Raw genomic sequence first — 25,553 nt, forward strand, 5'->3', positions numbered from 1 at the left:
CCGGGCTCAGCTCAGCGAGCCGATGACCATCAGCAGCACCACGCCGAGCATGCTGCCGATCGAGAACACCAGGCCGAGCACGGCGAACACGCGACGGCGGTCCGCCTGCACTGCACCGGCCACGCCCAGGCCGAAGGCCACCAGCTGCATCAGGGCGGTGAGCATCAGGCCAAGACCGACCAGGATCGCCGACATCGAGGTTTCTTCCATGCCGCCCGGCGTCGTGGTCTCGATGATGCCGGCGATGACGACCAGGCCCAGCATCAACACGGCGCCGCACACGGCGGTAATGAACGCGGCAATACCCATGCCGGAATGAGGGGTGTGCATCAGGGCTCCTTGTCGATGCGGTGGAACGGATGGTGTCAGTGGGCCAGGGCGGGCGTGGTCGGGGTCGTGGCGCCTGCGGGCGGGTGCGACGCATGCCACTGGTCGCTGATCCAGCCCCCGAGCGAGAGCTGGGCGATCAGCAGGCCCAGGGTCACCAGCAGCGCGATGATGCCGAACAGGCGGCGCCGGCGGGGTTGCAGCACGCTGCCCAGGCCGAGCAGCAGGGCCAGGATCGCCAGGCCGACGCTGCTGCCCAGCAGTGCGGCCAGCGACCATGGCAGCTCGCGCATCGCCGCGTGTTCGGGCGCATGGGCGTAATGCATGCTCAGCAGCAGCATCACCAGGCCCACGCCACTGACGATCAGCGCGGCGATGCCAAGCGCGGAATGTCGGGTCTGTCGAGGCATGGGTGGCTCCGTGCCGGAAGGGGGGCGCGAGTATGCGCGCGTGCGGCCGGTGGCGCGAGCCACGTCGGTCAAGCGACGCGCGCCCGATCGCCGACGATCAGCCAGTTGTTGAACGGGGTGTTGCCATACAGCGGTGTCATCCGCAGCTGCAGCCCGGCCTGCTCCAGGGGGGCGCGCAGGCTCCCGGCATCGGGGTAATGGCGTGGCCGCGTGCCCATCCACCCGACCAGGTGCGCGAGCATGTCGGTGATGCGCGTGGTGCGATCGCGTCCACTGTTGTCGGCCAGCACAGTGCGGATCACCAGCCGCGCACCGGGCGCCACGCGTGCGGCGGCCTCGTGCAGCAACCGGGTCTGGGCCGGGGCAGGCAGGTACTGCAACACGTCCAGCAGCGCGACGTTGCCGTGGTGTGCGGGCAGGGCGGCGCTGGCATCCACGCAGGTGAACCGGGCGTGCGGCAGCGCGGCGCGTGCGCTGGCCCGCTCGGCGCGGGCAACTTTGTCGGCGTCGATATCCAGGCCGTGGTACGCCAGCGCACTGCCGTGCTGGTGCAGCACGTGGGCCAGCAGGCCCAAACCGCAGCCGATATCCAGCAAGGGCGCGGCAGGTGCATCCTCCAGCGCGGCGAGCACCCCGGGATACAGCGGATCGCTGCCAAGTTTGCCGCGGCTGTAGTAATAATCGCGGCGGTTGCCGAAGCGCTGTGCCGGCAGGAACGCCGTGGCGATCCGGCGGGCCTGCTCCCTGGCCAGCGGCAGCGTGGCCTCGCTCAGCGGCTCGGCTCCGCCCACAGCACGCGCGTGACTTCAAACGCGCGCTGGTGCCACAGCGTGTACATCGCCGCGGAGGGGTGCAGGCCATCGTCGGCCAGCATCATCGTCTCGCCCCCCCATTGGCGGCTCAGGTCGGTGATGTCGACAAACGCTACATCGTGCTCGGCGCAGATCGCTGCCGCCGCCGCGTTGTAGGCATCCAGTTCCTGCCCGATCCGCACGCGGTCGCGGCCGGATGCCACGGCATACGGGGTCACGCCCCAGTCGGGGATCGAGAGCGCCAGCACCCGCGCGGCACGGTCACCGGCGAAGGCGAGCGCGCGCTGCAGCAGCGCGGTGAAGCGCGGGCGGTACTCGTCCACGCTGCGCCCACGGTATTGATCATTGACCCCGATCAGCAGGCTCACCAGCTCGAACGGCCCCTGCGGTGCGCCTGCATCGATGCCGGCTTCAAGTTCGTCGGTGGTCCAGCCGGTGGTGGCGATGATCGTCGGATCATCCACCGCAACGCCGATGTCGCGCAGCGCTGCCGCCAGCTGCGTCGGCCAGCGCCCGGCCGGCGCGACGCCTTCGCCGATCGTGTAGGAGTCGCCCAGCGCCAGATACGGCAGGCCCATCAGGCCACCGCGCTGCGCGGCTTGAGCGGCACCACCTTGGTGTTGGCCTCGGCACGGCGTGCCAGGGCGCGGTCGATGCGTGCGAACACATCGCGCATCACCTCCGGCTCGGGCAGCAGGGTCACGCGGAAGTGGTGGCGGTAGGGCACGTTGAAGCTCGAACCCGGCACCACCAGCACGCCTTCCTCGTTCATCAGTTCCAGCGCGAAATCATGGTCGTCGAAGCTGCGTGCCGCCGCACCGACCACCGCCGGGAACGCATACAGCGCGCCGGCCGGCGCCACCAGCGACAGATGCTCACTGGCATCGCAGGCCTCGATCACCGCGCGGCGGGTTTCATACAGGCGGCCACCGGGCGCGCACAGCGGCGAGATGGTGTCCGGCCCGTTCACCGCCGCGTCGATGGCGTACTGGCCGGGCACGTTGGCGCACAGGCGCAGCGCGCTGAGCAGGTCCATCGCCGCGCGGAACTCGCCCAGCCGCTCGGCCGCGCCGGACAGCATCGCCCAGCCCACCCGCCAGCCGCAGGCGCGATGCACCTTGCTCAGGCCGCTGAAGGTGATGCACGGGTGCTCGCCGGCCAGCGGCGCGACGGCATGGAACTGCGCATCGTCGTAGAGGATCTGATCGTAGATTTCATCGACCATCAGCAGCAGGTTGTGCTTGGCCGCGATGGCGACGATGCGCTCAAGCAGCTCGCGCGAGTAGCTGGCGCCGCTGGGGTTGTTCGGGTTGATCAGCACGATCGCGCGGGTGCGCGAGGAGACCAGGGCCTCGATCTCGACCGGGTCGGGCTGGAAGCCGTTCTCCGGCGCGCAGCGGTAATAGACCGGGCGGCCATCGTTGAGGATGGTCGCCGCCGACCACAGCGGGTAATCCGGGGAGGGCACCAGCACTTCGTCGCCCGGGTTGAGCAGGGCACGCAGCGACAGGTCGATCAGCTCGCTGACGCCATTGCCGATGAATACCCGGTCCGGGTGCGCATCGGGTGCGCCGCGCCGGGCGTACGCGGCGGCGATGGCTTCGCGCGCCTCCGGCAGGCCCTGCTGGTGGGTGTAGGGATCGGTGCGGCCCATGTCGTCGGCGATCGCGCGCTGCAGGTGCTCCGGCGCACGGAACCCGAAATTGCCCGGGTTGCCGATGTTGAGCTTGATCAGCTTGCGGCCCTGGGCCTCCAGCTCCCGCGCTCGTCGCGCCAGTTCGCCCCGGATCTCGTAGCGGACTTCGGACAGGCGCTCGCGGGTGGCGAGCGGCTTCAGCGGGGGCGTGGACATGAACGGGCCGTCATTCAGGCATGGAAACCGCATGGTAGCGGAATTGTTGCGTTGCAGGGCAAGCGTTTCCGGCCGCATTCCCTGCGCTGGCAAGGCGGTTTCAAGTGAAAGGATTTCCACCGCTCCACCGCGGCGCCGGCCCATCGCGGCGACGCCCGGCCGCCACACCCTTTAGAATGGGCACGATGAGCGAACCCACTGATTACCGTGCCCTGCAGACCATCGGCTGGCCCTGGCCGGGCGGCCCTGAACTGCCGGCCTGGCAGGCCCTGTTCGAGCAGTTCCCGCAGGCGCGCCCGGGCCGGGTGATCGAGCAGCATCGCACCGGCTACATCGTGTCCGATGCGCCGGACGCGGCGATCAAGACCGAGTCGCCGCCGGAGTGGCAGCGCCCGCGCTTCCCCAGCCACGAGCGCGCGGCGGTGGGCGACTGGGTGCTGCTGGAGGGGATCAAGATCGTGGCCCTGCTGCCGCGGCGCACCGCGATCAAGCGTGGCGCGGCCGGCGAGCATTACCACCAGCAGGTGATCGCGGCCAACATCGATACGGTGTTCATCGTCTGTGGCCTGGATGCGGACTTCAATCCGCGCCGGATCGAACGCTACCTGCTGCTGGTCGGCGGGGGCGGCGCGCAGCCGGTGGTGGTGCTGACCAAGGCCGACCAGACCGAATACAGCCAGGACGCCCTGGACGTGCTGGAAGAACTGGCCGCGCAGAACATCCCGCTGCTGGCCATCAACGGCAAGGACCCGGCCAGTGCCTCGGCCCTGCTGCCGTGGCTGGCCGCTGGCCAGACCGTGGTGCTGGTGGGATCTTCCGGGGCCGGCAAGTCGACCCTGACCAATACGCTGCTGGGCGAGGAGCGGATGAAGACCGCCGATGTGCGCGTCAACGACTCGCGCGGGCGCCACACCACCACCCACCGCGCGCTGATCCCGCTGCCGGCCGGCGCCTGCCTGATCGATACCCCCGGCATGCGCGAACTCAAGCCGACCGGTGAGGAGGCCCTGAGCGAAGGTGGCTTCTCCGACGTGGAAGCCCTGTCGGCGCAATGCCGTTTCCGCGACTGCGCCCACCAGCGTGAGCCGGGCTGCGCGATCCGCGCGGCCATCGAGGACGGCACGCTGGATGAAGAGCGCCTGCTCAACTACTTCAAGCTGAAAGAAGAAGTGGCTGCCGCCGCTGCCAAGCTGGCCGTGCGCCAGGCGCAGCAGGCGATCGAACGCAAGCACGTGGGCAAGGGCGCCCAGTGGCGCCCGGGCGGTAAGGGCGGCCGGCGATAGCTTTTGCTACTGTCCGTCCATGGACACGCCAATGACCGTGGATCGTGACGTTGCCCACCACACCGCGCTCGATGCCCAACTGGTCGAGGCGGTGGGCGGGATCAAACTGCTGGGATTGACCAGCTGGCCGGCAGCGCTGCAGGCCCCGTTCCTGGCCAGCGTCGCCCGCGGCCAGCCGGTGCTGCCGCAGGTCGACTACCCCCGGCTCGATTTCAGCGATACCCGCCACCGGCTGGCTGCGATCAGCGCCCAATGCGATCCCGACCATCCCATCGGCCTGTACGTGCAGCGCTCGGCGCACAGCTGGGACCAGGCCGCCGGACTGCTCGAATCGCTGGGGACCGCCGAGGTCGACCGATATTCGGTGGAGTTGTTCGGCGCGCCGGAGCAGCCATTGCCAGGCAATGGACCCAGTACCCGCGATGCTGCCCGCCACTTCATCCAGATCGCGCAGGAGCTGGACCACGAACTGCTCGCACCCGAAGAGCAGGTGCCGGTCTCGGCCACTGCGCTGCAGCTGCAGTTGCAGAGCGATCTGGATGCGTTCTTCGAGTCGCGCATCATCACCGTGCAGCTGGATCCGGAGCTGATCTCCAAGGCCGCCGCCGGCCCCAACCGGATCCGCCTGCGCACCAGTGCCCGCTTCAGCGCCTACGACCGCGCGCAGCTGTTCCACCATGAAGCACTGGTGCACTCGCTGACCGCACTCAACGGACGCGAGCAGCCGCACCTGCCCAGCCTGGCGCTGTCCTCGCCGCGGGTCACCGCCACCCAGGAGGGGCTGGCCACGTTCGCCGAACAGATCACCGGCAGCATCGACATCGAGCGCCTCAAGCGCATCAGCCTGCGTACCGAAGCCATCGCGATGGCACGCGAGGGCGCCGATTTCATCGAGGTGTTCCGCTATTTCTGCGCGGCGGGGCAGAACAACGAAGAGAGCTTTGCCTCGGCCCAGCGCGTGTTCCGCGGCGTGCCGCCGAGCGGCGGCGCAGCCTTCACCAAGGACACCGTGTACCTGCGTGGGCTGGTCTCGGTGCACACCTTCTTCCGCCACATGCTGGCCGAAGACCGCCTGCAGGTCTGCCGCTGGTTGTTTGCCGGCAAGATGTCGCTCACCGATGCGATCGCGTTCGCGCCGCTGTTCGAAGAGGGCATCCTGCGCCCGCCGCGCTGGCTCCCGCACTGGGTCAGCCGCGCGAATGGGCTGGCCGGCATGCTCGCCTTCTCGCTGTTCGCCAACCGCATCCGCATGGATCAGCTCGCCCCCGAGTAGGGCCGGCCGCTGGCCGGCAAGCTGGCGGTCTCGCTGTTCGCCAACCCGCATCCGCATGGACCAGCTCACGGCGGAGTAACCAGTGCTCCCCAGCGGGGCAGCCGCATCGTCGCAGCGCGAGCGATGCCAACACGCCTTGTCCTGACAGCGCTCAGGACGGCACGGCATTGCGCGCAATCTCAGTCGAAACGTGCCTGATGTCACTCTCCAGTAAACCGAAGTGGCAGATGTCGGAAACGCCCTTTGAACTTTGAGTCATCTCTCATTCAAATGAGGGCAAGGGTTGACCTTTGCCGATTTGATCTCTCAGGAAGAAGAGCGTTGACGACCATGCGAGGACGAGGCGCGAACGAGATCGCCATCATTGTGTCAATCACCTCGCCGACGCGAGGCGCTGCGGGCTCGGTGTGTGTGCCGCCTCCGCGCTGCCCAGCCACAGTTTCGAACCTGACTTGTCCATACGCCTGATCGTAGCGTTCCGCCGCGCATGACCCGGCGTCACGCCGATGCCGTACCCACACCATCTCACCAACGCCGAGGTAAGACGCAATGTCGAGCAAGGAAGGATCTGTTGCTCCCAAGGAGCGAATCAGCATCAAGTACGTGCCTGCAACAGGTGATCAGAAGGCGGAGCTTGAGCTGCCGCTGAAGCTGGTGGTCGTGGGCGACTTCAAGGGGCATGGCGAAGACCAGCCTCTGGAAGAGCGCGAATCCATCTGCATTGACAAACATACGTTCGATGCGGTCATGGAAAAGGCTGAGCTCTCGCTCAACGTGGAGGTGCCAAACCGTCTTTCGGATGAAAAAGACGCGTGCATGGCGGTGGACCTGCGCTTCACGTCGCTCACGGATTTCGCCCCCGACGCCATTGCCCGCCAGGTGCCGGAGATGCGCAAGTTGCTTGAACTGCGCGAGGCGCTGGTTGCGCTGAAGGGCCCGTTGGGCAACGTGCCCGCCTTCCGGAGCAAGCTGCAGGAACTGTTGGCCGACCCGAATGCCCGCGACACCCTGGCCAGAGAACTGGACATCGCATTGAACACACCGGAAGACAGCCCGGCTTAACCCCCTTCGCACAACTAGTACAGGAGTAATCCATGGAAGCGAAACAGCAGGGTGCGACCCGCGCAGCGGTCGTGGCAGGCACGGGGCTGCTCGACCAGATCATGGCGCAGACCAAGATGGAGCCTACCCAGGAGGGCTATTCGATCGCCAGAAAGGGCGTGGCTGAGTTCATCGCCGAGATGCTCAAGAGCGATGAGCAGTCCGAACCGGTCAACAAGCGCCTGGTCGACCAGATGATTGTCGAACTTGACCAGAAGATCGGCAAGCAGATGGATGATGTTCTGCATCATCCAGAGCTGCAGAAGCTGGAGTCGGCATGGCGGGGCCTGAAGATTCTGGTCGATCGCACCGACTTCCGCGAGAACATCAGGATCCAGCTCTTGCATGTCACCAAGGAAGAGCTGCTCGAAGACTTCGACGGCGCCTCGGATGTCACGCAGAGCGGCCTGTACAAGCATGTCTACTCGGCCGAGTACGGCCAGTTCGGCGGCGAACCGGTTGCTGCAATGATCGGCAATTTCTACTTCGGCCCGTCCGCGCCCGACATCAAGCTGCTGAACTACGTAGCCTCGGTCGGTGCGATGGCGCACGCGCCGTTCATCGCGGCTGCAGGGCACGAGTTCTTCAACGTCGAAAGCTACCAGGACCTGCCCAACCTCAAAGAGGTCAAGGACATCTTCGAGGGACCGCGCTATGCGAAATGGCGCTCCCTGCGCGAATCCGAAGACGCACGCTACCTTGGCCTGGCAATGCCACGCTTCCTGCTTCGCCAGCCGTACGACCCGCTGGAGAACCCGGTGCGCACGTTCAATTACCGCGAAGGCGTCAGTGCCACCCATGAAAGCTACCTGTGGGGCAATGCGGCTTACCTGATGGCAAGCCGGATCACCGACAGCTTCGCCCGATACCGCTGGTGCCCGAACATCATCGGGCCGCAGTCTGGTGGCGCAGTCGAGGACCTTCCGGTGCACCTTTACGAAGCCCTGGGTCAGCTGCAGGCCAAGATTCCGACTGAAGTGCTGATCACCGACCGCAAGGAGTTCGAGATTGCCGAGGAAGGCTTCATCCCGCTGACCATGCGAAAGGGAAGCGACAACGCGGCGTTCTTCTCGGCCAACTCCGTGCAGAAGCCCAAAATATTCCCGAAGACCAGGGAAGGGCAGGACGCGCAGACCAACTACAAGCTGGGTACCCAGCTCCCCTACATGTTCATCATCAATCGTCTGGCGCACTACATAAAAGTGCTGCAGCGCGAGCAGATCGGCACCTGGAAAGAACGCCAGGACCTTGAGCGGGAGCTCAATACCTGGCTGAAGCAGTACATCGCCGATCAGGAAAACCCACCTGCAGAGGTACGCAGCCGGCGTCCGCTCCGGGCGGCAAAGGTCGAAGTGAGCGACGTTGCAGGCGATCCTGGCTGGTACCAGGTGTCCATGGCCGTGCGACCGCACTTCAAGTACATGGGCGCCAATTTCGAGCTCTCGCTTGTAGGCCGGCTGGACAAGGATTGACACGGAGCGCAGATGACCCGGGTATCAGGGAAAGGAAGCCTGTTTGATCGACTGGAGCCTGACCTGCTCCAGCGGCGGAGCCTGCAGTCGCACAACGAGATGCCGGAGCGGATCCGCAGCATCAAGCGGAACATCGAACTGCTGCTCAATACACGTCAGGGTTGCTCACAGAGCAGTCCTGACGTGGGGTTGCCGGACTTCACCGATGCCACCGCCGGGTCGTCAGAGCTGCTGATCCGGACGAGCTCGGGTATCCGCGACGCCATCCAGTCCTACGAGCCGCGCGTCGTCGTGCGGGACGTGCACTTCACCCCCAATCCGCAGGCGCCGCTTGAGCTCAACTTCCGCCTGGACTGTGTCCTGGCGGTCGACAGCAAGGATGCTGTTCTCGAGGTCGACCTGGTCATGAACGGGCATAACCGCCACTACCGCGTCACGTGAGGCTGCATGCCATTCCGAAGGATCTACCGCGATGAGCTCACGTTCCTGCGCCTGCAGGGGCAGGAGTTCGCGCGCCATAATCCCCAGCTCGCCCGGTTCCTGGGCGAGAAGGCCGCCGATCCTGACGTTGAACGCCTGCTTGAGGGCTTCGCATTCCTTACCGGCAAGCTGCGGCTCAAACTGGAAGACGATTTCGAGGAGCTGACCCATTCGCTCCTGCAGTTGTTGTGGCCGAATTACCTGCGCCCCATTCCAAGCATGACCATCATGCGCTTCGATCCTGTTGATCGTGCCATCGCCGTGCGGCAGACGCTTCCGCAGGGAGCGCGGCTGGCCTCGGTTCCGGTGGATGGCGTAGCGTGCCAGTTCCGCACCTGCACGGACCTGAAGATCGATCCGCTACGCATCGATGCGGTCCATGACGCGCATACCCGTGAAACCTCCGTGGTCTGCCTGGAGCTGCAGGCGCTGTCGGACCGGCGGCTGGACGAAATCGACTGTGATGCGTTGGACCTGCACCTCAGCGGGGATGACTACACCGCACTGACGCTTTACCTCTGGACGGCGCGCTATCTGGATGAAGTGAGGGTCATCGTCGGCGACCAGGTGCGCACGCTGAGGTCGGCTGACGTCGGTTTCCCCGGGTTCGGCGCGGACGAGGCGTTGCTGCCCTATCCGCGCAACGTTTTCGATGGCTACAGGGTGCTGCAGGAGTATTTTTCGTTTCCGCGCCGGTTCTATTTCATCCGCCTGACCAGGCTGCGAGCGGTTTGGCCTGCCGCAATTGGTCGGCACGTCCGCATCGAGTTCCACTATACCCGGCCGATGCCGACCGACATCAAGGTGCGCACCGCAGATATCTCGCTTCACTGTGTGCCGGCCATCAACCTGTTCGCCCATGACGCCGAGCCGATGAGCCTGGATGGTCAGGACAGCGACTACCCCTTGCGGCCATCTGGTGGCCTGCCGCATGCCCATGAAGTGTTCAGTGTCGACCATGTCAGTGGCTGGGACCAGGGGGCCAATCCACATCCCGGCGGACGGGGCCGCCAATATCACGACTTCAACTCCTTCCAGCATGAGATCGAGAAATCGGAGGGCAGGGCGGCGCTGTACTTCCGCACCCGCGTCGAAGCCGATGCGTCCGATGGCGGGCTCCGCCAGCGCATCTCGTTCGTGCGCAGCGACGACAGCAGTTTCATCGGCAGGCGGGAAACCATTTCCGTGGATCTGACCTGCACCAATCGCGACCTGCCCGCGGCCCTTGCAGCCGGGGATGTGTGCATCCCGACGCAGGAGACACCCGCCTACCTGACGTTCGCAAACATCACTCCGCCAACGCAGCCCTATCGCCCGGTACTCGACGGGAGCCTGCACTGGACCCTGATCTCCAATCTCTCGCTGAACTATCTGTCCCTGCTCGGGACCGAACCGCTCAAGGCGGTACTGCGCGCCTACGATTTCGCAGCGCTGCATGACATCCAGTCTGAACGCAGCAGCCGAAAGCGCCTCGAGGGCATTCGCGGCGCTCGCACCCTGCCCGTCAACACGTTGATCAAGGGCCTGCCGGTGCGCGGCCTGAAGACCGTGCTGGAGCTCGATCAGGATGCCTTCCTCTGCGAGGGCGAGCTTTACCTGTTCGGAACCGTCCTTTCGCAGTTCTTCGGACTCTACGCAAGCATCAACTCGTTCCATCTTCTTGAAGTCAAGAACCTCACCAACAACGAGACCTACACATGGACCCTGCAACGCGGTCACCAGCCGGTGATCTAGCCCTGCCGTTGCTGCGCGACGCAAAGGACTACGGGTTCTTCAGCCTGGTGGAGCAGCTGTACCGGTTGCATGGCGACAACCTGGAGTACCTCCTTGACCTCGACCCGGCCACCGAGCGGATTCGTTTCGAAAGCGATCCCGGCCTCGGCTTTCCGGTATCCGACGTGCTTGCCGCGTCGGCCTTGGAGGGTCGCTCGCAGAACGCGTATCGTCTGGTCGTCAGCTTCCTGGGCCTGCACGGGGTGGATTCGCCCCTGCCGGGTCACTACCTGGAGCGGGTCGCCAGTGACCATGCGCACGGCAACGACCTGCGCGCCGCATTCCTTGATTTTTTCAACCACCGCCTGCTCACCCTGCTGCATCGCGCCTGGCGAAAGTACCGGTACCACGTCAGGTTCCAGGATGGCGCACGCGACCGCTTCTCGCGCTACGTGTTCTCTCTCATTGGTCTCAATGACGAACAGCTCCGTGGCCAGACCCAGCTCCCGTGGAGTCGGCTGCTGACCTACGCGGGGTTGGTGGCCAGCCGCAGCCGGTCCCCCGCCGTGGTCGGTGGCATCGTCGCGCACTGCTTCGACCTCGGGCAGGTGGAGATCCGGGAGTTTCAGCCACTGCGGGTGGAGATTCCCGAAGAGCAGAAGACGCACCTGGGGCGACAGGGAGGCGTGCTCGGCGACAGCTTCATGATCGGCGACCGGGTCAAGACCTACGAACACAGCTTCGTCATCGCCATCCGGGGCCTGAGCCAGCGCCGGTTTCGCGATTTCCTGCCCAACGGCCGTCATTTCCTGCCGTTGAATCGGCTTGTCGAGTTTCTTCTCCGCGACCAACTGGCCTACGACCTGGAGTTGGGGCTGCGCCAGGAAGAAATACCCCGTCTGCAACTGGACTCCCGCCGTGGTGCCAACCTTGGCTGGACAACCTTCTTTGGCAATGACGACCGGTTGAGGCAGGAGTCGGTCGTAAGAATAAAGGTACGTCAATGACTACTCACTCACCTGCGCCACGGCTCCATCTGGTGGTGGCCAATCCGGAGTTCCTGGATGTCGGGAGCACGCCAATCCACGTTTTCGATGCCGCGGGCGGCACCATCGGCAGCCGTGGGGCCAACTGGGTGCTGGCCGACAGCGCCGGCCGGGTAGCCCCCATCCACGCGGAGGTCGCCTGGGTCGACCGTGCCTACTGCCTCGTCCAGCGGGGCGGTGCCACCTGGATCAACGACGCAAAGGACCCGCTCGGGCCGGATGTCATCATCGCCCTCAACCATGGCGAGGTCGTGCGCATCGGGCCCTACCGGATCAACGTGAATCTGGGGGATGACTCACCCACGACCGACGATCCGGGCCGCCATCTGGGGCAGCAATCCCTTGGCGAAATCCTCAACACGCACGATGCACAGTTCGAGCGGCTGTCCACGCAGGAACCAGCAGATGTGGAGCCTGTGCAGCGACATGACGCGATCGAGCCGATGGCGGCGCTGGACGCCGCTGTCAGGCGGATCAATGCCCAACGCAAGTTCAGCACGCCCATGGACGCCACGCACTATGGCTTGTCGAGCAGCGCTGTCACGCAGAGCGACCTGGCAGACACCAACCGTGAAGTCATCAGCAATGGTACCCCGGCGCATGGAGTCGACCGAGCAATGAACAATGCACACACAAGTTCCCCCGCGACCCACGCCGAGGGGCTGCATGTGGCCATGATCCCGTTTGGACAGGGCCTGGGAATCGGACTGGGCCACCTGGACTCCGAGCAGGCGCACCGCGTCCTGCACGACGCCGGCAGTGCGTTGCGTGCTGCCATCCAAGGCCTTGCCGGCCTTTATGCACAGACGCGCAGGGAGGGGCAGGGCACCGGGCTGCTTAATCGCACCCTGCAGCCGATCGAGGACAACCCCCTGCGCCTGCAGCAGGGTTATGCGGATACCGCGCATGCCCTGTTCGCTGGAACCCGCAGTCCGGTTCATCTGGCCCCGCAGGCTGCCGTCGCCGAGAGCCTTGAACAGGTCGCCCGCCACAATGACGCCAGCGCTGTCGCCGTCAAGGCGGCCCTGGGTGCCCTGTTGGCTGCATTTTCGCCCGACGCGCTGACCACGCGCTTCCAGCGATACGCCGGCGGCACCGATGCCCAGCCGGATGCTGGCTGGCTCTGGGAGATGTACGGGCACTACTTCGACGAGCTGATGTCCTCGCGGCAGCAGGGGTTCGATCGTATGTTCTGGGAAGTGTTCGACCAGGCCTACGACCGCGCGATGCGGGCCGGGGGTTGAAGTGCTCAAGCGTGCGCTGCCATGGGCATTCCTGCCGGCCATGTTCATCGGTCTGAGCGGTTGCACGGCCATGAAGAAGACTCTGCAGGTGCTCAAGGATCCCAGCATTGCCGTGGGTGAACTGAGGGACCAGCCCTCGCAGGTGGCGCTCAGCCTGGTGACATCGGCCGGGGTCAATCCCAATGCGTTCGCACAGGAGGAGCCGCTCTCCGGCCACGACGCGGGCGTGCCATATCGGGTGAACCTGTCCAGCGATGACCTGGGCAGCCTGCTGGGCCAGCTGAAGGCAACGACAGACGCTCTTCGGGGTGAGTTTGAGGCAACGCATGGCCACGTGCGCGACGCGGGCTCCATCGCTGTGCGAGGGGGGCAGTCGGAGCAGGAGCCGGTCAGCCACATCGTCAACGCGGGCGACGGCGCCGCGCGGCAGCTGGGCCAATACCGTGACGGCATCTCCACGCCGGACGGTGAGCCGGCGGTTTCACCGGCGACCACGGTGCAGGCCCGACAAGCCAACCCGATCGCGGTCAAGGTCTTCGAACTCAAGGACAACGGGGTGTTTCTCGCTGCCGACGCCGATGCGCTGATGGACAAGCCCGAGAAAGCCTTGGGAAAGACCTATGTGGACCACGACGAGTACGTGCTCAGGCCCAACGAATTCAAATTCGTCCGCTTCCACACAGTCAAGCCGACCACGCACTTCATCGCCGTTGTGGCTGCCTACCAGGACCTTCATTCGGTCAACTGGAAGGCGATATGGCGCATAGAGCCGACCGGCGGCAGATATCCATTGCTGGTCTCGCTCGACGAGCACGGCGTCACGATCAAGGGAGAGGACTGAACGATGTCATCACGCAATAGAGTGGTCTGGCGCGAAGGCCAATTACATGGTGCTGGCCGCGCAGCGGCTGGCGATGCTGGTGCGGATGATTCGTGACAAGCACCCGGACGACACGATCAATGTGGTGGCGCACAGCCAGGGCTGTCTGATCACGCTGCTGGCCAACGCACTGCTCAAGGAAACCAATGACCGCCCGATCGACACCTTTGTAATGAACCACCCGCCCTATGGTCTGGGCGAGGTGATGGCCGACAAGCTCACGCTGGGCGGTCAAGTGGAAACGGTGGAAGCACGGCTGAACACACTGACCGGCATCGTGCGGTTCATGACCGAGACGCCACATCACACACCCGCGTTCGAGTCCTTGGCCGAGACAGGCCAAGGCAGTTCGGGCAACGCTGTGGTGACGGGCAAGCATTGGAAGCCAACATGGGCGCTCAGGATCCCGCAGGGTGAGGGCAACGCTCCGAAGCTATTTGACGAACGCGACAATCGCGGCAAGGTCTATCTGTACTTTTGCCCCGACGACCAGACGGTCGCGTTGCTGAGCGTGCAGGGCATCGGCTGGCAGGGCGTGCCCGACACCGTGTCGATGTTCACCACCGACAGCTACCAGCGGTGGAGGAAAAGTCGGGTAATGCTGCGTGGCAGCGAGGCGAAAGACTACATGGTTGTGCGCCCAGCGCTGGACGCCCTGGGGCCACGGTTCAAGCAGCGATGCTTTACCAAGCGCCTGCGCGATGGAAAACCCCTGATGATTGGCGCCGCGCCGGGGGAGTATGAGCTGGAGAAATGGCATGAGTTCGCCTGGTCCGGCACAACGCTGGGTACGTTCACCGACAGGATGGCACGCGCGGGTTTCAGTTCAGGCCAGAAGGTACGTATCACGAGCGAAGTGCTGAGCCCTGCGGCCCGCCCCCGGTTGGGCAGTGACTGGGACGATATCTCTCCTATCGATGCATCCATCGCAATTACTCGCGACAAGCGGATGATTCTGGATTGGGAAACGTTTCCGGGTGTGGTGGAGCGCGTGGCTCGGCGTCCCCAAAATGCGCTCCCCGGTGAAGAGATCAGGCTGCTGGAGAAGCAGTGGAACGCAGGTAAGGATGTGACAGATCAAACCGAAATCAGCTATGCCCGTCACACTGGGCGCGGTGGGGTCGAGATAAGGCGCCGCGAGACGCCAAACGAGGCGCGCCGCCGCTGGATGGACATCCAGAAGAGCGAGGACAACAAGAAGTCCTTCCACTCCAGCATCGTCGCCGAGGCTCAGCACAGCCGCGAGGTCACGGCCTATGACCTGGGCATTGGGCAGGCGAAGTGCATCGATGATCCGGTCTATTACCTGTATCTGTGCCTGGTGGCTGATTGGCGGACTGATTGGGATCGAGCGGAAGAGGGGATTGATGAAAGCCTGGAACTGACGAAAGCTGAAAGAATGTTGCACAGCGCGGCTTTTGCTCTGCGCCAGAAGGAAGTCGGATCGGCTCGAGAACTTATCGATCAGACCATCAAGTACAGGAAGACCGGCAAGTTGCCGGCCTGCGCGTTTTGTGAACGTCCACAACTGGTCGTGTCGCAGACGCTTGCCGATCGGGAAGCGAACAAGATCCCGAACGATCCGGGCACGGGCCGATGAGGCGGGGTAATCGGAACCACTGGATGGCTTTGTTCGTAGTTGCTCTGGTAGGTATCACTCCCGCGTGTGGCGCCGGGCGACCCGATCCGACCGCGTTTGATCGTGCTCCACCGCCTCCGGCCACCTATGACCGCAGCCAGCTTCCCAATGATTTTGCGGGCCTGAGCCGCTTCAATCATCCCGGCGCACCGGCGCCCATCGCCCTCCCGGAGCCGCCCGTCATGGAGCCAAGCAACCGTCTGCAAACCCTCGATATCATCAGTGTTGGCCTGTCGGTGGAGATGTTCCGCCAGGGCAACGTGTGGAAAGAAGTACAAAAGGCACCTGATTTCCACAGTAATGTCTTGCCTGCGCCGGAATCGGAGCACTATCAAAACGCTGACGATCCTGGAGTTTGGGAGAAGCGTCAGGACGACACGTTGGAGCTGGTGCTCAAGTCGATGGTTGAAGCATGGCCAATACCGACCGTGACGGTTTACCGAGCTCGGACCGAAGAGCTGAGTCCGAGGCTAAAAGAAATACACTGGAACTCCATCGACAACATGCGCATGCCGGCTGGCCTGCATTGGACCCAGATCAATCAGTTGGACGTGGTTTACAACGACACCCCTGAAGATGTGGTCGAGGCCCTCTTTCGCACATTCGAGCGGTATCCCGATCTTCCGGCGATGCTTGTATACGTGAAAGGTCCCTCGGGCCAGTATGAAGACGGCAAACGGGTAAGCAACGCGCCGATCGCAACCTATGCAGCCATGGTCTTTGCCCGCCGCGAGCGTGTCGAATGGCTGCGGCCATGGGCGCCGTACACGCGAATGGGCGAGGACACGATTTACCCTGGTTTCTGGAAGTGGGCAGCGCAGCCACCGCATGAATTCAAGCCAACGCCTTTCTTCCCTACCCCTTGGACCAAAGGGCACTTCGAACAGTGGGACAGCTTGCCAACACTCGCACGCCTTCATCGGCCCGTGGTCGCTGCACTCGTCGACGATGAGGGTGCTACGTTGAAGCGCAAGCAGCAGGAGGCCTCCCTGGCAGCTGGCTGGAAAGCAGCAGCGCAGGTTGCAGCACCTGCCCGTGTGTTCTTTGATGCAGGCAAGCCAGGGAGCGGCCTTGCCACGCTGAGCCCGGTGCTCACCGCCACGCAGTCGGAACTGGATCTGATCGATCCTCAAGAGGGCATCGACCTGAGCGCACGCTTGGGTGAGATGAGCGCAGCCTCGCCCTTCGTGGGGCTGGTGCTGGCGACCATGGCAACGTCCGAATCGGGCACGCCCAGCATGGTGGTGCCGCTGCGGCGCAAGGACCAGGCCACGTTCATGCTGCTGACACAGCCTGAAGAGAAGCCTGGCGCTGATGCCTTCGACGTAAAGCTCATGCCGCAGCTTTCCGAAGGCCAGGACATGCCACGGCAAGCCCCGCCAGAGCCTGAGCAGAATCGAGCAGCGCCCGTTTACAACAGCCCCACACAGGTGGCGGACGACGGCCGCGCCTTGAATGCGTTGCTGGACGGTCTGCCTGGTTCGCCACATGAAGGCTAAGAGCCGTGACGTACTTCGCCGCCTGCGTTCATCCACCTTGGCTGCCGGCACGATCCTTCGTTTGGGCCGCGCTGACGACGATGTTGGGGGGCGAATCGGACACCCCTGGTTACAGCTCCGCGCTGTCGCAATCATCCGCGGTGATGCTCATCTGGATAGCGGTCCGCAGCGGGTCCGTCAGCGAACTGCAACTCAGCGTGAGAAGGTCGCCCAAACTTTCAGAGTTGTCTGATATTCCCCAGGCGCAATTCGCTCAACAATTCGGACAGCTGGGAGCTATCAGCAGACTGACAGCTTGATGTCTCGATCCAGAGCCTTTCCATACGGGCGAGGAGTTAGTCCATGAAAGAACAGACGGAAGCGCCAAGCGCCCCAATCGCTTGCGGCGCAAAATCAATGCGATTGAAAAAGGTCTCCATCGATGCATCCTATTTTCCAGTAGCACCGCCGGTAGTGCCGGTTGCGACAGTCGAATGATCCCACTCAAAATCGTCGCCACAGGCGTGGCACTGCCGAACGGATCGGACCTCGCGACACCTGCCTGTGTCAATCTACCCGCCCGAGGGCAAAAACGACATCACGCCGGGCCACAGGACAGCCAGTCCGCGTTGGGGGCAATGGCCCTGCAGATCGCGCTCTCGCGCGCGAACCTGGCTGTGGCCGATATCGACCTGCTTATTTCCGCAAGCGCAATTCCTGAGCAGGCGTTACCTTATACGGCCAGTCGGATTGCCGGCGCTATGGATATGGCCAGCGTCGCATCCTTCGATGTGAACGCAAGCTGCGTAAGTTTCGTCGTCGCGCTGCACCTGGCTGCAACGCTGTTGGGAGGCGGATCATTTCGCCGGGTCGCGATCGTCTCATCTGAGCTCGCTTCACGCGGCATCGATTGGGACGACCCTGAAACGCGCTCGCTATTCGGTGATGGCGCTGCGGCAACAATCGTGGAACGCGGCGATGGCAGTACAGGAATTCTCAGCTATCGCCTTGAAACGTGGCCAGAGGGAAACGAATATTGCGAGATCCGCGCTGGCGGCACCCGTCTCACTCCACGTACGGGGGCCACCCCCGCCGACTCGCTGTTCCGCATGGATGGAAAACGAGTGTTCCGTTTGGCTTCGAAGACAGTCCCGTCGTTCCTGAATCAGCTGCTACCCGCTGCGGGCATGAAGCCACGCGACGTCGATATCCTGATTCCGCACCAAGCAAGTAGGCTGGGCATGCAGCATATGCTGCGACGTATCCCGCTTCGTCCGCAGGCCCACGTGATCGATGTCTACGATAAGTACGGCAATCAAGTGGCCGCATCGCTGCCCACCGCGCTGCATGAGGCGCACGAAGAAGGGTTGCTGAAACCGGGCAAGCGCGTGCTCATGTTGGGCACTGCGGCCGGCTTCACGATAGCCGGCATGGTTCTCACCACGTGAGGCTATTGATCACAGGCGCGACTAGCGGACTCGGCCGGGTGGCGGCCGAAACGATGCTCGCCGAAGGCATTGAGGTGCGGGCGATGGGCCGGGATCCTGTTGCCGGAGCGGCTTTGCGGAGCATGGGCGCGGAGTTCATCGCCGCTGATCTGCCGACGCTGCCGCGCGAGGCATGGCATCGCCTGCTCTCCGGCACGGATGTTGTGTGGCACTGTGCCGCGCTTTCGTCCCCGTGGGGTAGTTCCGCTGACTTCCACGCAATCAATGTTGTTGCCACACAGAAATTGCTCGATGCCGCAGGCGAATGTGGAGTCGCCCGCTTCGTTCATGTATCCACGCCGGGCCTGTACTTCGATCGTCGCCATCACCTCGATGTGGAGGAGAGCTGGCGGGCCACCCGATTCGCCAATGATTACGTCTACACGAAGGCTCTGGCTGAAGACGCTGTGCAGGCTTCCACGCTGCGGTATCCGCATACACGCTTCGTGATACTGCGTCCACGCGCGCTTTTCGGTCCCCATGATCGAGCCGTTCTACCTCGATTGATGCATCTGGTGCGACGTGGTCACGGTGTACTCTGGCTGCCGCGAGGCGGTGCAGCGTTGCAGGATGTAACGTATACCGGGAACGTCGTACACGCTATGCGGTTGGCGGGCACGGCTGACGTTGCATCCGGGCGGGTGTACAACATCACCAATCAACAGCCAATCCGCCTTTGTGATCTCATCGTTGGGCTATTCAATGGCCTGCAGGAACGAATCGATATCCGCCCGGTTCCCTATGCGCTCTTGCGAGGATTAGCATCCGCGATGGAGCTGACGAGCGCTATGACCGGTCGTGAGCCCCTGTTGACTCGATACGGCGCTGGGGTACTTAACTTCGATATGACACTAAGTGCCAGGCTTGCGCAGCAAGAGCTTGGCTACCTTCCGCCCATTTCGTTGGATGCGGGCGTAGCACTGGCCGCTGACTGGTTTCTTTGCAATGGCCACGATAAAAGTATTTGAGGTGGGGCACTGCACGCATCTGGCCTGTTTGGCGGCGCGCGGAGACGGATGGAAAAAGCGGGCGTTTCCTGCGCGCTCATACCTCATCGAAACCGAGGCAGGTCGGTGGCTGTGGGATACGGGATACGCGACCCACTTCCAGGCACATACGCGCACCGGTGTCATGTCGCTTTATCGGCGAGCAACGCCCGTCCATTTCGACGCAGAGCAATCGGCAGTGAGGCAGCTGGCACGGCATGGCTATGTGCCGGAGGATCTTACTGGCGTTGTGATATCACACTTCCATGGTGACCATATCGCGGGGTTGAAGGACTTTCCGCAGGTGCCATTTCTGTGCTCGATCACCGGCTGGGAATCATTGCGATCACTACGTGGGCTATCTGCTCTACTACGTGGATTCGTGCCGGCACTGATGCCTGCGGATTTTGAGCGGCGTGCGCAGTGGATCGAAAGATGCCCCCGCGTCCGGCTACCGGACGACCTCTGGCCATTCCAGTTCGGTTTCGTGTTGCCTGGTGGCAATGCCGAGATCCTTGTCGTAGAACTGCCCGGGCATGCTGTTGGGCATATTGGAGCCTTCGTGCTTACTGCTTCTGGCTGGGAGTTGCTCGCTGGTGACGCAGCATGGACGCAGGCCAACTATCGCGAGCTGCGCGCCCCATCATTTCTCACCTACGGCCTTCTTCACGATCGTGCCGCGTACTTCCAGACGCTGATGAAGCTTCATGAATTGGACAAGCGTGGCCGTGTTGCTATTCACCTGGCCCATGAGCTTGGGCATCCGGATGGTGGCTATGTCGTATAAGAGTGGTAATTCAGCGCAACCCGTTTCAGGAGCGCTGCAACGAGTGGGTGAATTACTGCTGGGCTGGGGCACTGTGGGTGTGGTGTATGCCCTGTGCGCGAGTATTGAAAGGACGAGGTTCGTCCTGTCGGAGAGTGTGCTTGACCGGTGGGTCACCTTCGATCCCGTAGGCATATGGTGGTACATGTCGTTCTTCGCGTTCGTCCCGACGGCCTATGGCTTAGTGGCGGCGAGGAATCTGCGCCGCCTCCGATTGGCGACGCAGTGGTGCGCGATATTGAGCGGAATTGTCTTCATGCTGTTTCCGACCTCCTTGCCGGTCCAGGAGTTGCCTGGGTCAGGGTATGGTTCATTGCTGCTGGGCTGGTTGCAATCTTTCGACACAGATGGAAACTGCTTTCCATCCCTGCACGTGGCGCTTACCTTTATCGGCGCATTGGCGGTGAATGACCGAAGACGTCCAATGGTCTCGGCAGTGATGTGGTTTTGGTGTCTTGCGATCATCTACTCCGTCATCCAGACGCGGCGCCACCTCGCGATCGACGCTATTGCAGGAGTGATTGTCGCCCTGCTGGCCGGGTGTCTCGCGGCCCGGTGCAGGTGGAGGCGTCCTGTATGAGCCTGCTTTTCGTCCCACTGCTCGCCATGCTCGTGGCCGTGTTGCTTGAAGGGCTATGGTTGCGCGGTCGTGGCCCCTATTGCTGGCGCGACACTATCTTCAACCTCAACTCCGGCCATCTACTGATGTGGCTGTTTCGAGGGCTGGAGGTTGGAATTTTTGTGTGGGTGTCCAGAAACGCGAGTTTCCACTGGCTCGAAGGCTGGCCAATGTGGGGCGTTGTGGCGTTCTGTTTCTTTGGTTGGGACTTTTGCTTCTATTGGTTGCACCGTATGCACCATCGCTGGGCGTTCATGTGGGCGATCCACGAGGTACACCACCAGGGCGAATACTTCAACACTTCGCTGGGCGTGCGGAATTCGTGGTACTCATCGTTGGCGTCAATTCCATTCTTTCTTCCGCTGGCGGTGATAGGTGTACCTGCTGAGGTGTTCCTTGTGGTTTCGACGTTTCACTACTCGGTTCAGTTCTTCAATCACAACGGTGTGACGCCACGCCTAGGCGTGTTGGAGCAATGGTTGGTGACGCCGACGCACCATCGCGTGCATCATGGGTGTAATGCGGACTACCGAGATAAAAACTTCGGCGGAACCTTGCTGCTCTGGGATCGCCTGTTCGGAACCTTCCAGAAGGAGCTGAAGGACGTGCCGATCGTTCTTGGGGTGCAGGGCGCACAGCGCAGCCTCAATCCTTTCTGGGCCAGTAATCTGCCTTTCATTCGGTGGTTGGGATTGCGGGAGCCTCGCGTAGAAGGTCTTCCGGTGACGGGCAAGGTGTCCGACATCTACATCGCGTCCGGTGGCGTGCTGGTTTTTGCTTCTGCGATCTATTACGTGTTTCACGAGAACACGTGGTCTCAGCCTGCGGGCACGATTTGGCTGGTCGGCAGCTTCGCTATGACCTTGGCGATAGGTGGCATGTCCGACGGCCGGCGCTGGGGACTGCGGATGTGGCGTGTCCTTGCGTTAGCAATGCCATGCATATTCATATTCCTCTTGCCGGTCAAGGAGGCGGCGGTTCGGCTCTTGCTGCTGGCTTTCATCGGCCACGTCCTGCTCGGATTCCATCGTGTCAAACGGTAGCGCGGCGTGGCGCGGCTTGGCCGGATCCCGGAGTTTTACCAGGAGCTGACTGCGGCCTGGAAGTGAGGCAGGTGGCGTGAGAGATGACACCATGGCGCCCAAGGGATTGGCAAAATCATGAGTCAATAAGGGAATTTTGACGGCTGCCCCCGAAACCGCATGTTGGTCAGTGACTGGGTAACCGTTGAATCATCAGGTTCATGAGCGCCGTCGCACTTTTTGCCTGCCCACCGCTCCGTAAGAATCCTTTCATGTTCCGCTCGCATGCTGGTCATGCACCTGCATTGCGCAGGTCATCTTCCCCCATGTAACGGACGACCATGCTTACCCGACCCCTGACGATCGCGGTGGCGCTCGCGCTGTGCGCCGCCAACGCCCACGCTGCCGATGTAGACGCCACCGCCGCTGCCAACGTCGCGCTCAGCGCGCAGACCCTGGACACCGTTTCGGTGATCGGCCAGGGCGAGACCCGCCAGGTGCAGCGCATCACCGCCGTGGACAAGGAAGTGCTGCCGCCGGGTACCAGCGGCCAGAAGATCCTCGACCGCCTGCCGGGCGTCTCCGTGCAGTCCAACGATGCCTTCGGCGCCAATGAAGAATCGCAGACGATCAGCCTGCGTGGCTTCGACAAGAGCCGCCTGGGCTACACGCTGGACGGCATCCCGCTGGGTGACAACAGCTACGGCAACTACAACGGCCTGAGCATCGCGCGTGCGCTGATCGCCGAGAACCTGGCCGGCGCCGAGCTGTCGCAGGGCATCGGCTCGCTGGGCGTGGCCTCCACCAGCAACCTCGGTGGCACCATCCAGTACTTCTCGCAGGACCCGTCCACCGAGTTCGGCGGCAAGGCCAGTGTCACCGTGGGCGATGACAACCAGCGCCGTGGCTACCTGCGCGTGGACACCGGCGATATCAATGGCTTCTCTGCCTACGTCTCCGGCGTGCACCAGGACGCGGATATGTGGGCCGAGCCGAACCAGAACCAGACCACCCGCCAGTTCAATGCCAAGGCGATCTGGAACGTGGGTGACAACCGCTTCGGCGCGTTCGCCGCGACCTCGCGCGTGAGCCAGGCCAACTACGCCTACCTCTCCAAGAGCATGTTGGCACGTGGCCTGGGCTGGGACTGGAACATCTACGCGCCGGACTGGGATCGCGCCGTCGCCGCCGCCTATTGCGCACCAGGCACCTACAACGCCCAGAAGTGTGCGTTCACCGGTGGCGTCAACAGCATCGATGATGCGTACTACCAGAGCCGCGCCCTGCGTGATGACAACCTGTATTCGCTCGATGCCGACCTCGCCCTGGGCGACAGCGCCCGCCTGAAGCTGCTCGGCTATCACCACGAGAACCGCGGCCAGGGCCACTGGTGGGCACCGGGCCAGCCGTCCAACCCGGGCACGCCGGAGATGCTGCCGATCTCCATCCGCAGCACCAACTACACCATCAACCGCCAGGGCATCACCGCCGCGCTGAGCTGGCAGTGGGGCATCCATTCGCTGGAAGCAGGGCTGTGGTACGAGCGCAACGACCACAACGTGGAGCGCAACTTCTACTACATCACCGGCCCGTTCCTGGATGACGGCTACCTCAACCACCCGGACCGCCGCCTGTTCGACCAGGACTTCGACATCCGCACGCGCCAGTTCTACGTGCAGGACCGCATGCGCTTCCTGGACGACCGCTTGACCGTGGATGTGGGCATCAAGAGCCCGAACACCCGCATGACCGCCAACGCGAAGCCGGGCACCGAAGCCAGCTACGCCTCCGGCACCCTGACCGCCAAGGAATCGGTGCTGCCGCAGGCCGGTATCGGCTTCAAGCTGAGCCCGAACCAGGAAGTATTTGCCTCGTACTCGGAGAACATCGCCGCGTTCGTCGGTGGCGGCAGCGGTGGCCCGCTGCAGGTCTCGCCGGAATCCTTCGCCGCCAGCGCCGGGCTGGAGCCGGAAAAGTCCAAGACGCTGGAAGCGGGCTTCCGCACCTTCGGCGAGAAGTACCAGGCCTCGATCGCGGCCTACCACGTGACGTTCGACAACCGCCTGCTCTCGCTCAACCCCTGCACCAGCATCGAAGTGGGCACGCGACCGGAGTGCATCACGCGCTTCATCAACGTCGGTTCGGTGAAAAGCCGCGGTGCGGAACTGACCTTCATCCTCAAGCCGATGGACGGCCTGCAGTGGTACAACGCGCTCTCGTGGAACAAGACCACCTACGAGGACAACTACACCTCGGGCGGTGCGATCGTGCCGGTGGCCGGGAAGATCACGGTCGATACGCCCGAGCGTATGGCCTCCAGTGAAATCAGCTGGAACCGCGATGGCTTCTTCGCCAGCCTGCGCGCGAAGTACACGGGCAAGCGGTACTACACCTACACCAACGACCAGTCGGTGCCGGGTGTGACCACCTTCGATGCGGGCATGGGGTACTCGTTCGGGCCGGGCATGGGCCTGCGCGACATCAAGGTCTCGCTCAACGCAACCAACCTGACCAACAAGCGCTACGCCGGCCAGCTCAGTTCGTTCGCCCCGACCGACCCGACCGGCACCCGCTACGCGATCCACGCCAGCGCGCCGCGCCAGCTGTTCATGACGGTCGCTGCGGAGTTCTGATCCGGTGGGGTGGCCACCGACCGTCGGTCGGTGGTGCCGGTAGTGCCGGCCGCTGGCCGGCAACCCCATGAACCCGCCATCGCGAGGTGCCGGCCAGCGGCCGACACTGCCGAAACCACGCCCACACATCGCAAACCAGCCAAAAAAAAGCCGCGACGCCTATCAGCATCGCGGCTCACCTCGTGGGGGAGGTCACGCATCAAGCAGGACGCGCAAAATCCTCAGAACATGTGCAGACCACCATTCACCGCATAATCCGCACCCGTCACATACGCCGCGTCATCCGACGCCAACCACGCGCACAGACTGGCCACCTCCTCCGGCTTGCCCAGACGACGGATCGGCACCGACCCCGCCAGGCGATCCAGTACATCCGGCGGGAAACTGCTGATCGACTGGCTCGCGATGTACCCGGGCGAAATCGTATTCACCGTCACCCCGCGCGTCGCCACCTCATTGGCCAGCGCCCGGCTGAAACCATGCATCGCCGCCTTTGCCGTCGCGAAGTTCACCTGGCCGATCTGGCCCTTGTGCGCACTGACCGAGCCGATGTTCACGATCCGGCCCCAGCCGCGCGTGCTCATGCCATCGATCACCTGCTTGGTGATGTTGAACAGCGCGTGCAGGTTGGACCCCATCACTGCATTCCAGTCGTCCGGGCTCATCTGGCGGAACAACACATCGCGGCTGCCCCCGGCATTGTTGACCAGCACGTCGATCTCGCCCACCTCGGCTTTCACTTTCGCAAACGCCGCCACCGTGGAGGCCCAGTCCGCTGCGTTGCCCTCCGAGGCGATGAAATCGAACCCGAGCTCGCGCTGTTCGCGCAGCCAGGCAGCCTTGCGCGGCGAATTGGGTGCGCAGCCGGCCACCACGGTGTGGCCGTTGCGGGCCAGCTTCTGGCAGATGGCAGTGCCGACACTGCCCATGGCGCTGGTGACGTAGGCGATGCGAAGAGTCATGGCGGAAC

Annotated in this window: 24 protein-coding genes; 18 read left to right on the forward strand and 6 right to left on the reverse strand. The window is 63.5% G+C overall.

The features are described from left to right. Positions 1–6: 6 nt before the first annotated feature. The 5 genes from ORK51_RS08070 to ORK51_RS08090 form a co-directional block, all read right to left on the reverse strand. Entirely contained in the window at positions 7–330 is a 324-nt protein-coding gene (locus ORK51_RS08070) for a hypothetical protein (RefSeq protein WP_266084698.1), read from the reverse strand. Positions 331–365: 35 nt separating this feature from the next. Continuing rightward, a complete protein-coding gene (locus ORK51_RS08075) occupies positions 366–737 on the reverse strand; it encodes a hypothetical protein (protein WP_046273503.1) in 372 nt (123 codons plus the stop codon). A gap of 68 nt (positions 738–805) precedes the next feature. Next, entirely contained in the window at positions 806–1,489 is a 684-nt protein-coding gene (locus tag ORK51_RS08080) for a class I SAM-dependent methyltransferase (protein ID WP_266084760.1), read from the reverse strand. Between the two features lie 17 nt (positions 1,490–1,506). Then, on the reverse strand, positions 1,507–2,127 hold the full coding sequence (locus ORK51_RS08085; protein ID WP_266084699.1) for an SGNH/GDSL hydrolase family protein: 621 nt from the start codon (positions 2,125–2,127) through the stop codon (positions 1,507–1,509). Beyond that, entirely contained in the window at positions 2,127–3,401 is a 1,275-nt protein-coding gene (locus ORK51_RS08090; protein ID WP_019183771.1) for a pyridoxal phosphate-dependent aminotransferase, read from the reverse strand. The genes ORK51_RS08085 and ORK51_RS08090 overlap by 1 nt, the downstream gene beginning before the upstream one ends. A 176-nt stretch (positions 3,402–3,577) precedes the next feature. Here ORK51_RS08090 and rsgA point away from each other — a divergent pair, with 176 nt between their 5' ends. The 18 genes from rsgA to ORK51_RS08180 all read left to right on the forward strand — a co-directional run bounded on the left by rsgA (position 3,578) and on the right by ORK51_RS08180 (position 24,583). After that, positions 3,578–4,684: a ribosome small subunit-dependent GTPase A gene (gene rsgA, locus ORK51_RS08095; protein WP_019183772.1), complete on the forward strand. Its 1,107-nt coding sequence runs from the start codon at positions 3,578–3,580 to the stop codon at positions 4,682–4,684. 31 nt (positions 4,685–4,715) lie between these two features. Next, positions 4,716–5,957: a flavohemoglobin expression-modulating QEGLA motif protein gene (locus ORK51_RS08100; RefSeq protein ID WP_019183773.1), complete on the forward strand. Its 1,242-nt coding sequence runs from the start codon at positions 4,716–4,718 to the stop codon at positions 5,955–5,957. Between the two features lie 549 nt (positions 5,958–6,506). After that, positions 6,507–7,019, forward strand: coding sequence for a type VI secretion system contractile sheath small subunit (gene tssB, locus ORK51_RS08105; protein WP_070425911.1), 513 nt, complete (start codon positions 6,507–6,509; stop codon positions 7,017–7,019). A 32-nt stretch (positions 7,020–7,051) separates the two neighbouring features. Then, a complete protein-coding gene (tssC, locus tag ORK51_RS08110; RefSeq protein WP_266084700.1) occupies positions 7,052–8,530 on the forward strand; it encodes a type VI secretion system contractile sheath large subunit in 1,479 nt (492 codons plus the stop codon). Between the two features lie 12 nt (positions 8,531–8,542). After that, positions 8,543–8,971 (forward strand): type VI secretion system baseplate subunit TssE, encoded by a 429-nt coding sequence (gene tssE / locus ORK51_RS08115; RefSeq protein ID WP_070425909.1) that lies wholly within the window; start codon positions 8,543–8,545, stop codon positions 8,969–8,971. A gap of 6 nt (positions 8,972–8,977) precedes the next feature. Beyond that, the gene (gene tssF / locus ORK51_RS08120; RefSeq protein WP_070425908.1) at positions 8,978–10,744 is read left to right on the forward strand and encodes a type VI secretion system baseplate subunit TssF; all 1,767 of its coding nucleotides are present in this window, start codon (positions 8,978–8,980) and stop codon (positions 10,742–10,744) included. After that, positions 10,708–11,730, forward strand: coding sequence for a type VI secretion system baseplate subunit TssG (gene tssG, locus ORK51_RS08125; RefSeq protein ID WP_070425907.1), 1,023 nt, complete (start codon positions 10,708–10,710; stop codon positions 11,728–11,730). The genes tssF and tssG overlap by 37 nt, the downstream gene beginning before the upstream one ends. Continuing rightward, positions 11,727–13,013, forward strand: a complete 1,287-nt coding sequence (tagH, locus tag ORK51_RS08130; RefSeq protein WP_070425906.1) for a type VI secretion system-associated FHA domain protein TagH — start codon at positions 11,727–11,729, stop codon at positions 13,011–13,013. The genes tssG and tagH overlap by 4 nt, the downstream gene beginning before the upstream one ends. A 70-nt stretch (positions 13,014–13,083) precedes the next feature. Beyond that, on the forward strand, positions 13,084–13,854 hold the full coding sequence (gene tssJ, locus ORK51_RS08135; RefSeq protein WP_266084701.1) for a type VI secretion system lipoprotein TssJ: 771 nt from the start codon (positions 13,084–13,086) through the stop codon (positions 13,852–13,854). 16 nt (positions 13,855–13,870) lie between these two features. Further along, positions 13,871–15,493, forward strand: coding sequence for a T6SS effector phospholipase Tle3 domain-containing protein (locus ORK51_RS08140; RefSeq protein WP_429000645.1), 1,623 nt, complete (start codon positions 13,871–13,873; stop codon positions 15,491–15,493). A gap of 23 nt (positions 15,494–15,516) precedes the next feature. Then, a complete protein-coding gene (locus ORK51_RS08145; RefSeq protein ID WP_266084703.1) occupies positions 15,517–17,031 on the forward strand; it encodes a type VI lipase adapter Tla3 domain-containing protein in 1,515 nt (504 codons plus the stop codon). A gap of 342 nt (positions 17,032–17,373) precedes the next feature. Continuing rightward, on the forward strand, positions 17,374–17,508 hold the full coding sequence (locus ORK51_RS08150) for a hypothetical protein (RefSeq protein WP_257785239.1): 135 nt from the start codon (positions 17,374–17,376) through the stop codon (positions 17,506–17,508). Positions 17,509–17,648: 140 nt separating this feature from the next. Next, a complete protein-coding gene (locus ORK51_RS08155) occupies positions 17,649–18,458 on the forward strand; it encodes a 3-oxoacyl-ACP synthase III family protein (protein ID WP_216636709.1) in 810 nt (269 codons plus the stop codon). Continuing rightward, positions 18,455–19,465, forward strand: a complete 1,011-nt coding sequence (locus tag ORK51_RS08160; protein ID WP_266084704.1) for an NAD-dependent epimerase/dehydratase family protein — start codon at positions 18,455–18,457, stop codon at positions 19,463–19,465. The genes ORK51_RS08155 and ORK51_RS08160 overlap by 4 nt, the downstream gene beginning before the upstream one ends. Continuing rightward, positions 19,443–20,270, forward strand: a complete 828-nt coding sequence (locus ORK51_RS08165; RefSeq protein ID WP_266084705.1) for an MBL fold metallo-hydrolase — start codon at positions 19,443–19,445, stop codon at positions 20,268–20,270. The genes ORK51_RS08160 and ORK51_RS08165 overlap by 23 nt, the downstream gene beginning before the upstream one ends. Then, a complete protein-coding gene (locus ORK51_RS08170) occupies positions 20,260–20,889 on the forward strand; it encodes a phosphatase PAP2 family protein (RefSeq protein WP_266084706.1) in 630 nt (209 codons plus the stop codon). The genes ORK51_RS08165 and ORK51_RS08170 overlap by 11 nt, the downstream gene beginning before the upstream one ends. Continuing rightward, positions 20,886–21,971, forward strand: a complete 1,086-nt coding sequence (locus tag ORK51_RS08175) for a sterol desaturase family protein (protein ID WP_266084707.1) — start codon at positions 20,886–20,888, stop codon at positions 21,969–21,971. The genes ORK51_RS08170 and ORK51_RS08175 overlap by 4 nt, the downstream gene beginning before the upstream one ends. A 320-nt stretch (positions 21,972–22,291) precedes the next feature. Then, positions 22,292–24,583: a TonB-dependent receptor gene (locus ORK51_RS08180; protein ID WP_261997273.1), complete on the forward strand. Its 2,292-nt coding sequence runs from the start codon at positions 22,292–22,294 to the stop codon at positions 24,581–24,583. A 221-nt stretch (positions 24,584–24,804) separates the two neighbouring features. On the opposite strand, the gene phbB is transcribed toward ORK51_RS08180, so the two are convergent. Then, positions 24,805–25,545 carry an acetoacetyl-CoA reductase gene (gene phbB, locus ORK51_RS08185; RefSeq protein ID WP_019183776.1) on the reverse strand — a complete coding sequence of 247 codons (741 nt, stop codon included), beginning with the start codon at positions 25,543–25,545 and terminating at the stop codon, positions 24,805–24,807. Between the last annotated feature and the right edge of the window lie 8 nt (positions 25,546–25,553).

The sequence above is a fragment of the Stenotrophomonas sp. RIT-551 genome (genome assembly GCF_026241915.1).
Taxonomy (GTDB): Bacteria; Pseudomonadota; Gammaproteobacteria; order Xanthomonadales; family Xanthomonadaceae; genus Stenotrophomonas; species Stenotrophomonas bentonitica_A.

Coding starts and splice junctions, on each gene's coding strand:
- ORK51_RS08090 (WP_019183771.1), bottom strand. CDS start 3,401: ATGTCCACGCCCCCGCTGAAGCCGCTCGCCACCCGCGAGCGCCTGTCC.
- phbB (WP_019183776.1), bottom strand. CDS start 25,545: ATGACTCTTCGCATCGCCTACGTCACCAGCGCCATGGGCAGTGTCGGC.
- tssJ (WP_266084701.1), top strand. CDS start 13,084: ATGAAGAAGACTCTGCAGGTGCTCAAGGATCCCAGCATTGCCGTGGGT.
- ORK51_RS08145 (WP_266084703.1), top strand. CDS start 15,517: ATGGCTTTGTTCGTAGTTGCTCTGGTAGGTATCACTCCCGCGTGTGGC.
- ORK51_RS08150 (WP_257785239.1), top strand. CDS start 17,374: ATGAAAGAACAGACGGAAGCGCCAAGCGCCCCAATCGCTTGCGGCGCA.
- ORK51_RS08175 (WP_266084707.1), top strand. CDS start 20,886: ATGAGCCTGCTTTTCGTCCCACTGCTCGCCATGCTCGTGGCCGTGTTG.
- tssF (WP_070425908.1), top strand. CDS start 8,978: ATGCCATTCCGAAGGATCTACCGCGATGAGCTCACGTTCCTGCGCCTG.
- ORK51_RS08100 (WP_019183773.1), top strand. CDS start 4,716: ATGACCGTGGATCGTGACGTTGCCCACCACACCGCGCTCGATGCCCAA.
- tssE (WP_070425909.1), top strand. CDS start 8,543: ATGACCCGGGTATCAGGGAAAGGAAGCCTGTTTGATCGACTGGAGCCT.
- tssC (WP_266084700.1), top strand. CDS start 7,052: ATGGAAGCGAAACAGCAGGGTGCGACCCGCGCAGCGGTCGTGGCAGGC.
- ORK51_RS08165 (WP_266084705.1), top strand. CDS start 19,443: ATGGCCACGATAAAAGTATTTGAGGTGGGGCACTGCACGCATCTGGCC.
- ORK51_RS08155 (WP_216636709.1), top strand. CDS start 17,649: ATGGCCCTGCAGATCGCGCTCTCGCGCGCGAACCTGGCTGTGGCCGAT.
- ORK51_RS08180 (WP_261997273.1), top strand. CDS start 22,292: ATGCTTACCCGACCCCTGACGATCGCGGTGGCGCTCGCGCTGTGCGCC.
- tagH (WP_070425906.1), top strand. CDS start 11,727: ATGACTACTCACTCACCTGCGCCACGGCTCCATCTGGTGGTGGCCAAT.
- ORK51_RS08085 (WP_266084699.1), bottom strand. CDS start 2,127: ATGGGCCTGCCGTATCTGGCGCTGGGCGACTCCTACACGATCGGCGAA.
- tssB (WP_070425911.1), top strand. CDS start 6,507: ATGTCGAGCAAGGAAGGATCTGTTGCTCCCAAGGAGCGAATCAGCATC.
- ORK51_RS08075 (WP_046273503.1), bottom strand. CDS start 737: ATGCCTCGACAGACCCGACATTCCGCGCTTGGCATCGCCGCGCTGATC.
- ORK51_RS08070 (WP_266084698.1), bottom strand. CDS start 330: ATGCACACCCCTCATTCCGGCATGGGTATTGCCGCGTTCATTACCGCC.
- ORK51_RS08170 (WP_266084706.1), top strand. CDS start 20,260: ATGTCGTATAAGAGTGGTAATTCAGCGCAACCCGTTTCAGGAGCGCTG.
- tssG (WP_070425907.1), top strand. CDS start 10,708: ATGGACCCTGCAACGCGGTCACCAGCCGGTGATCTAGCCCTGCCGTTG.
- rsgA (WP_019183772.1), top strand. CDS start 3,578: ATGGGCACGATGAGCGAACCCACTGATTACCGTGCCCTGCAGACCATC.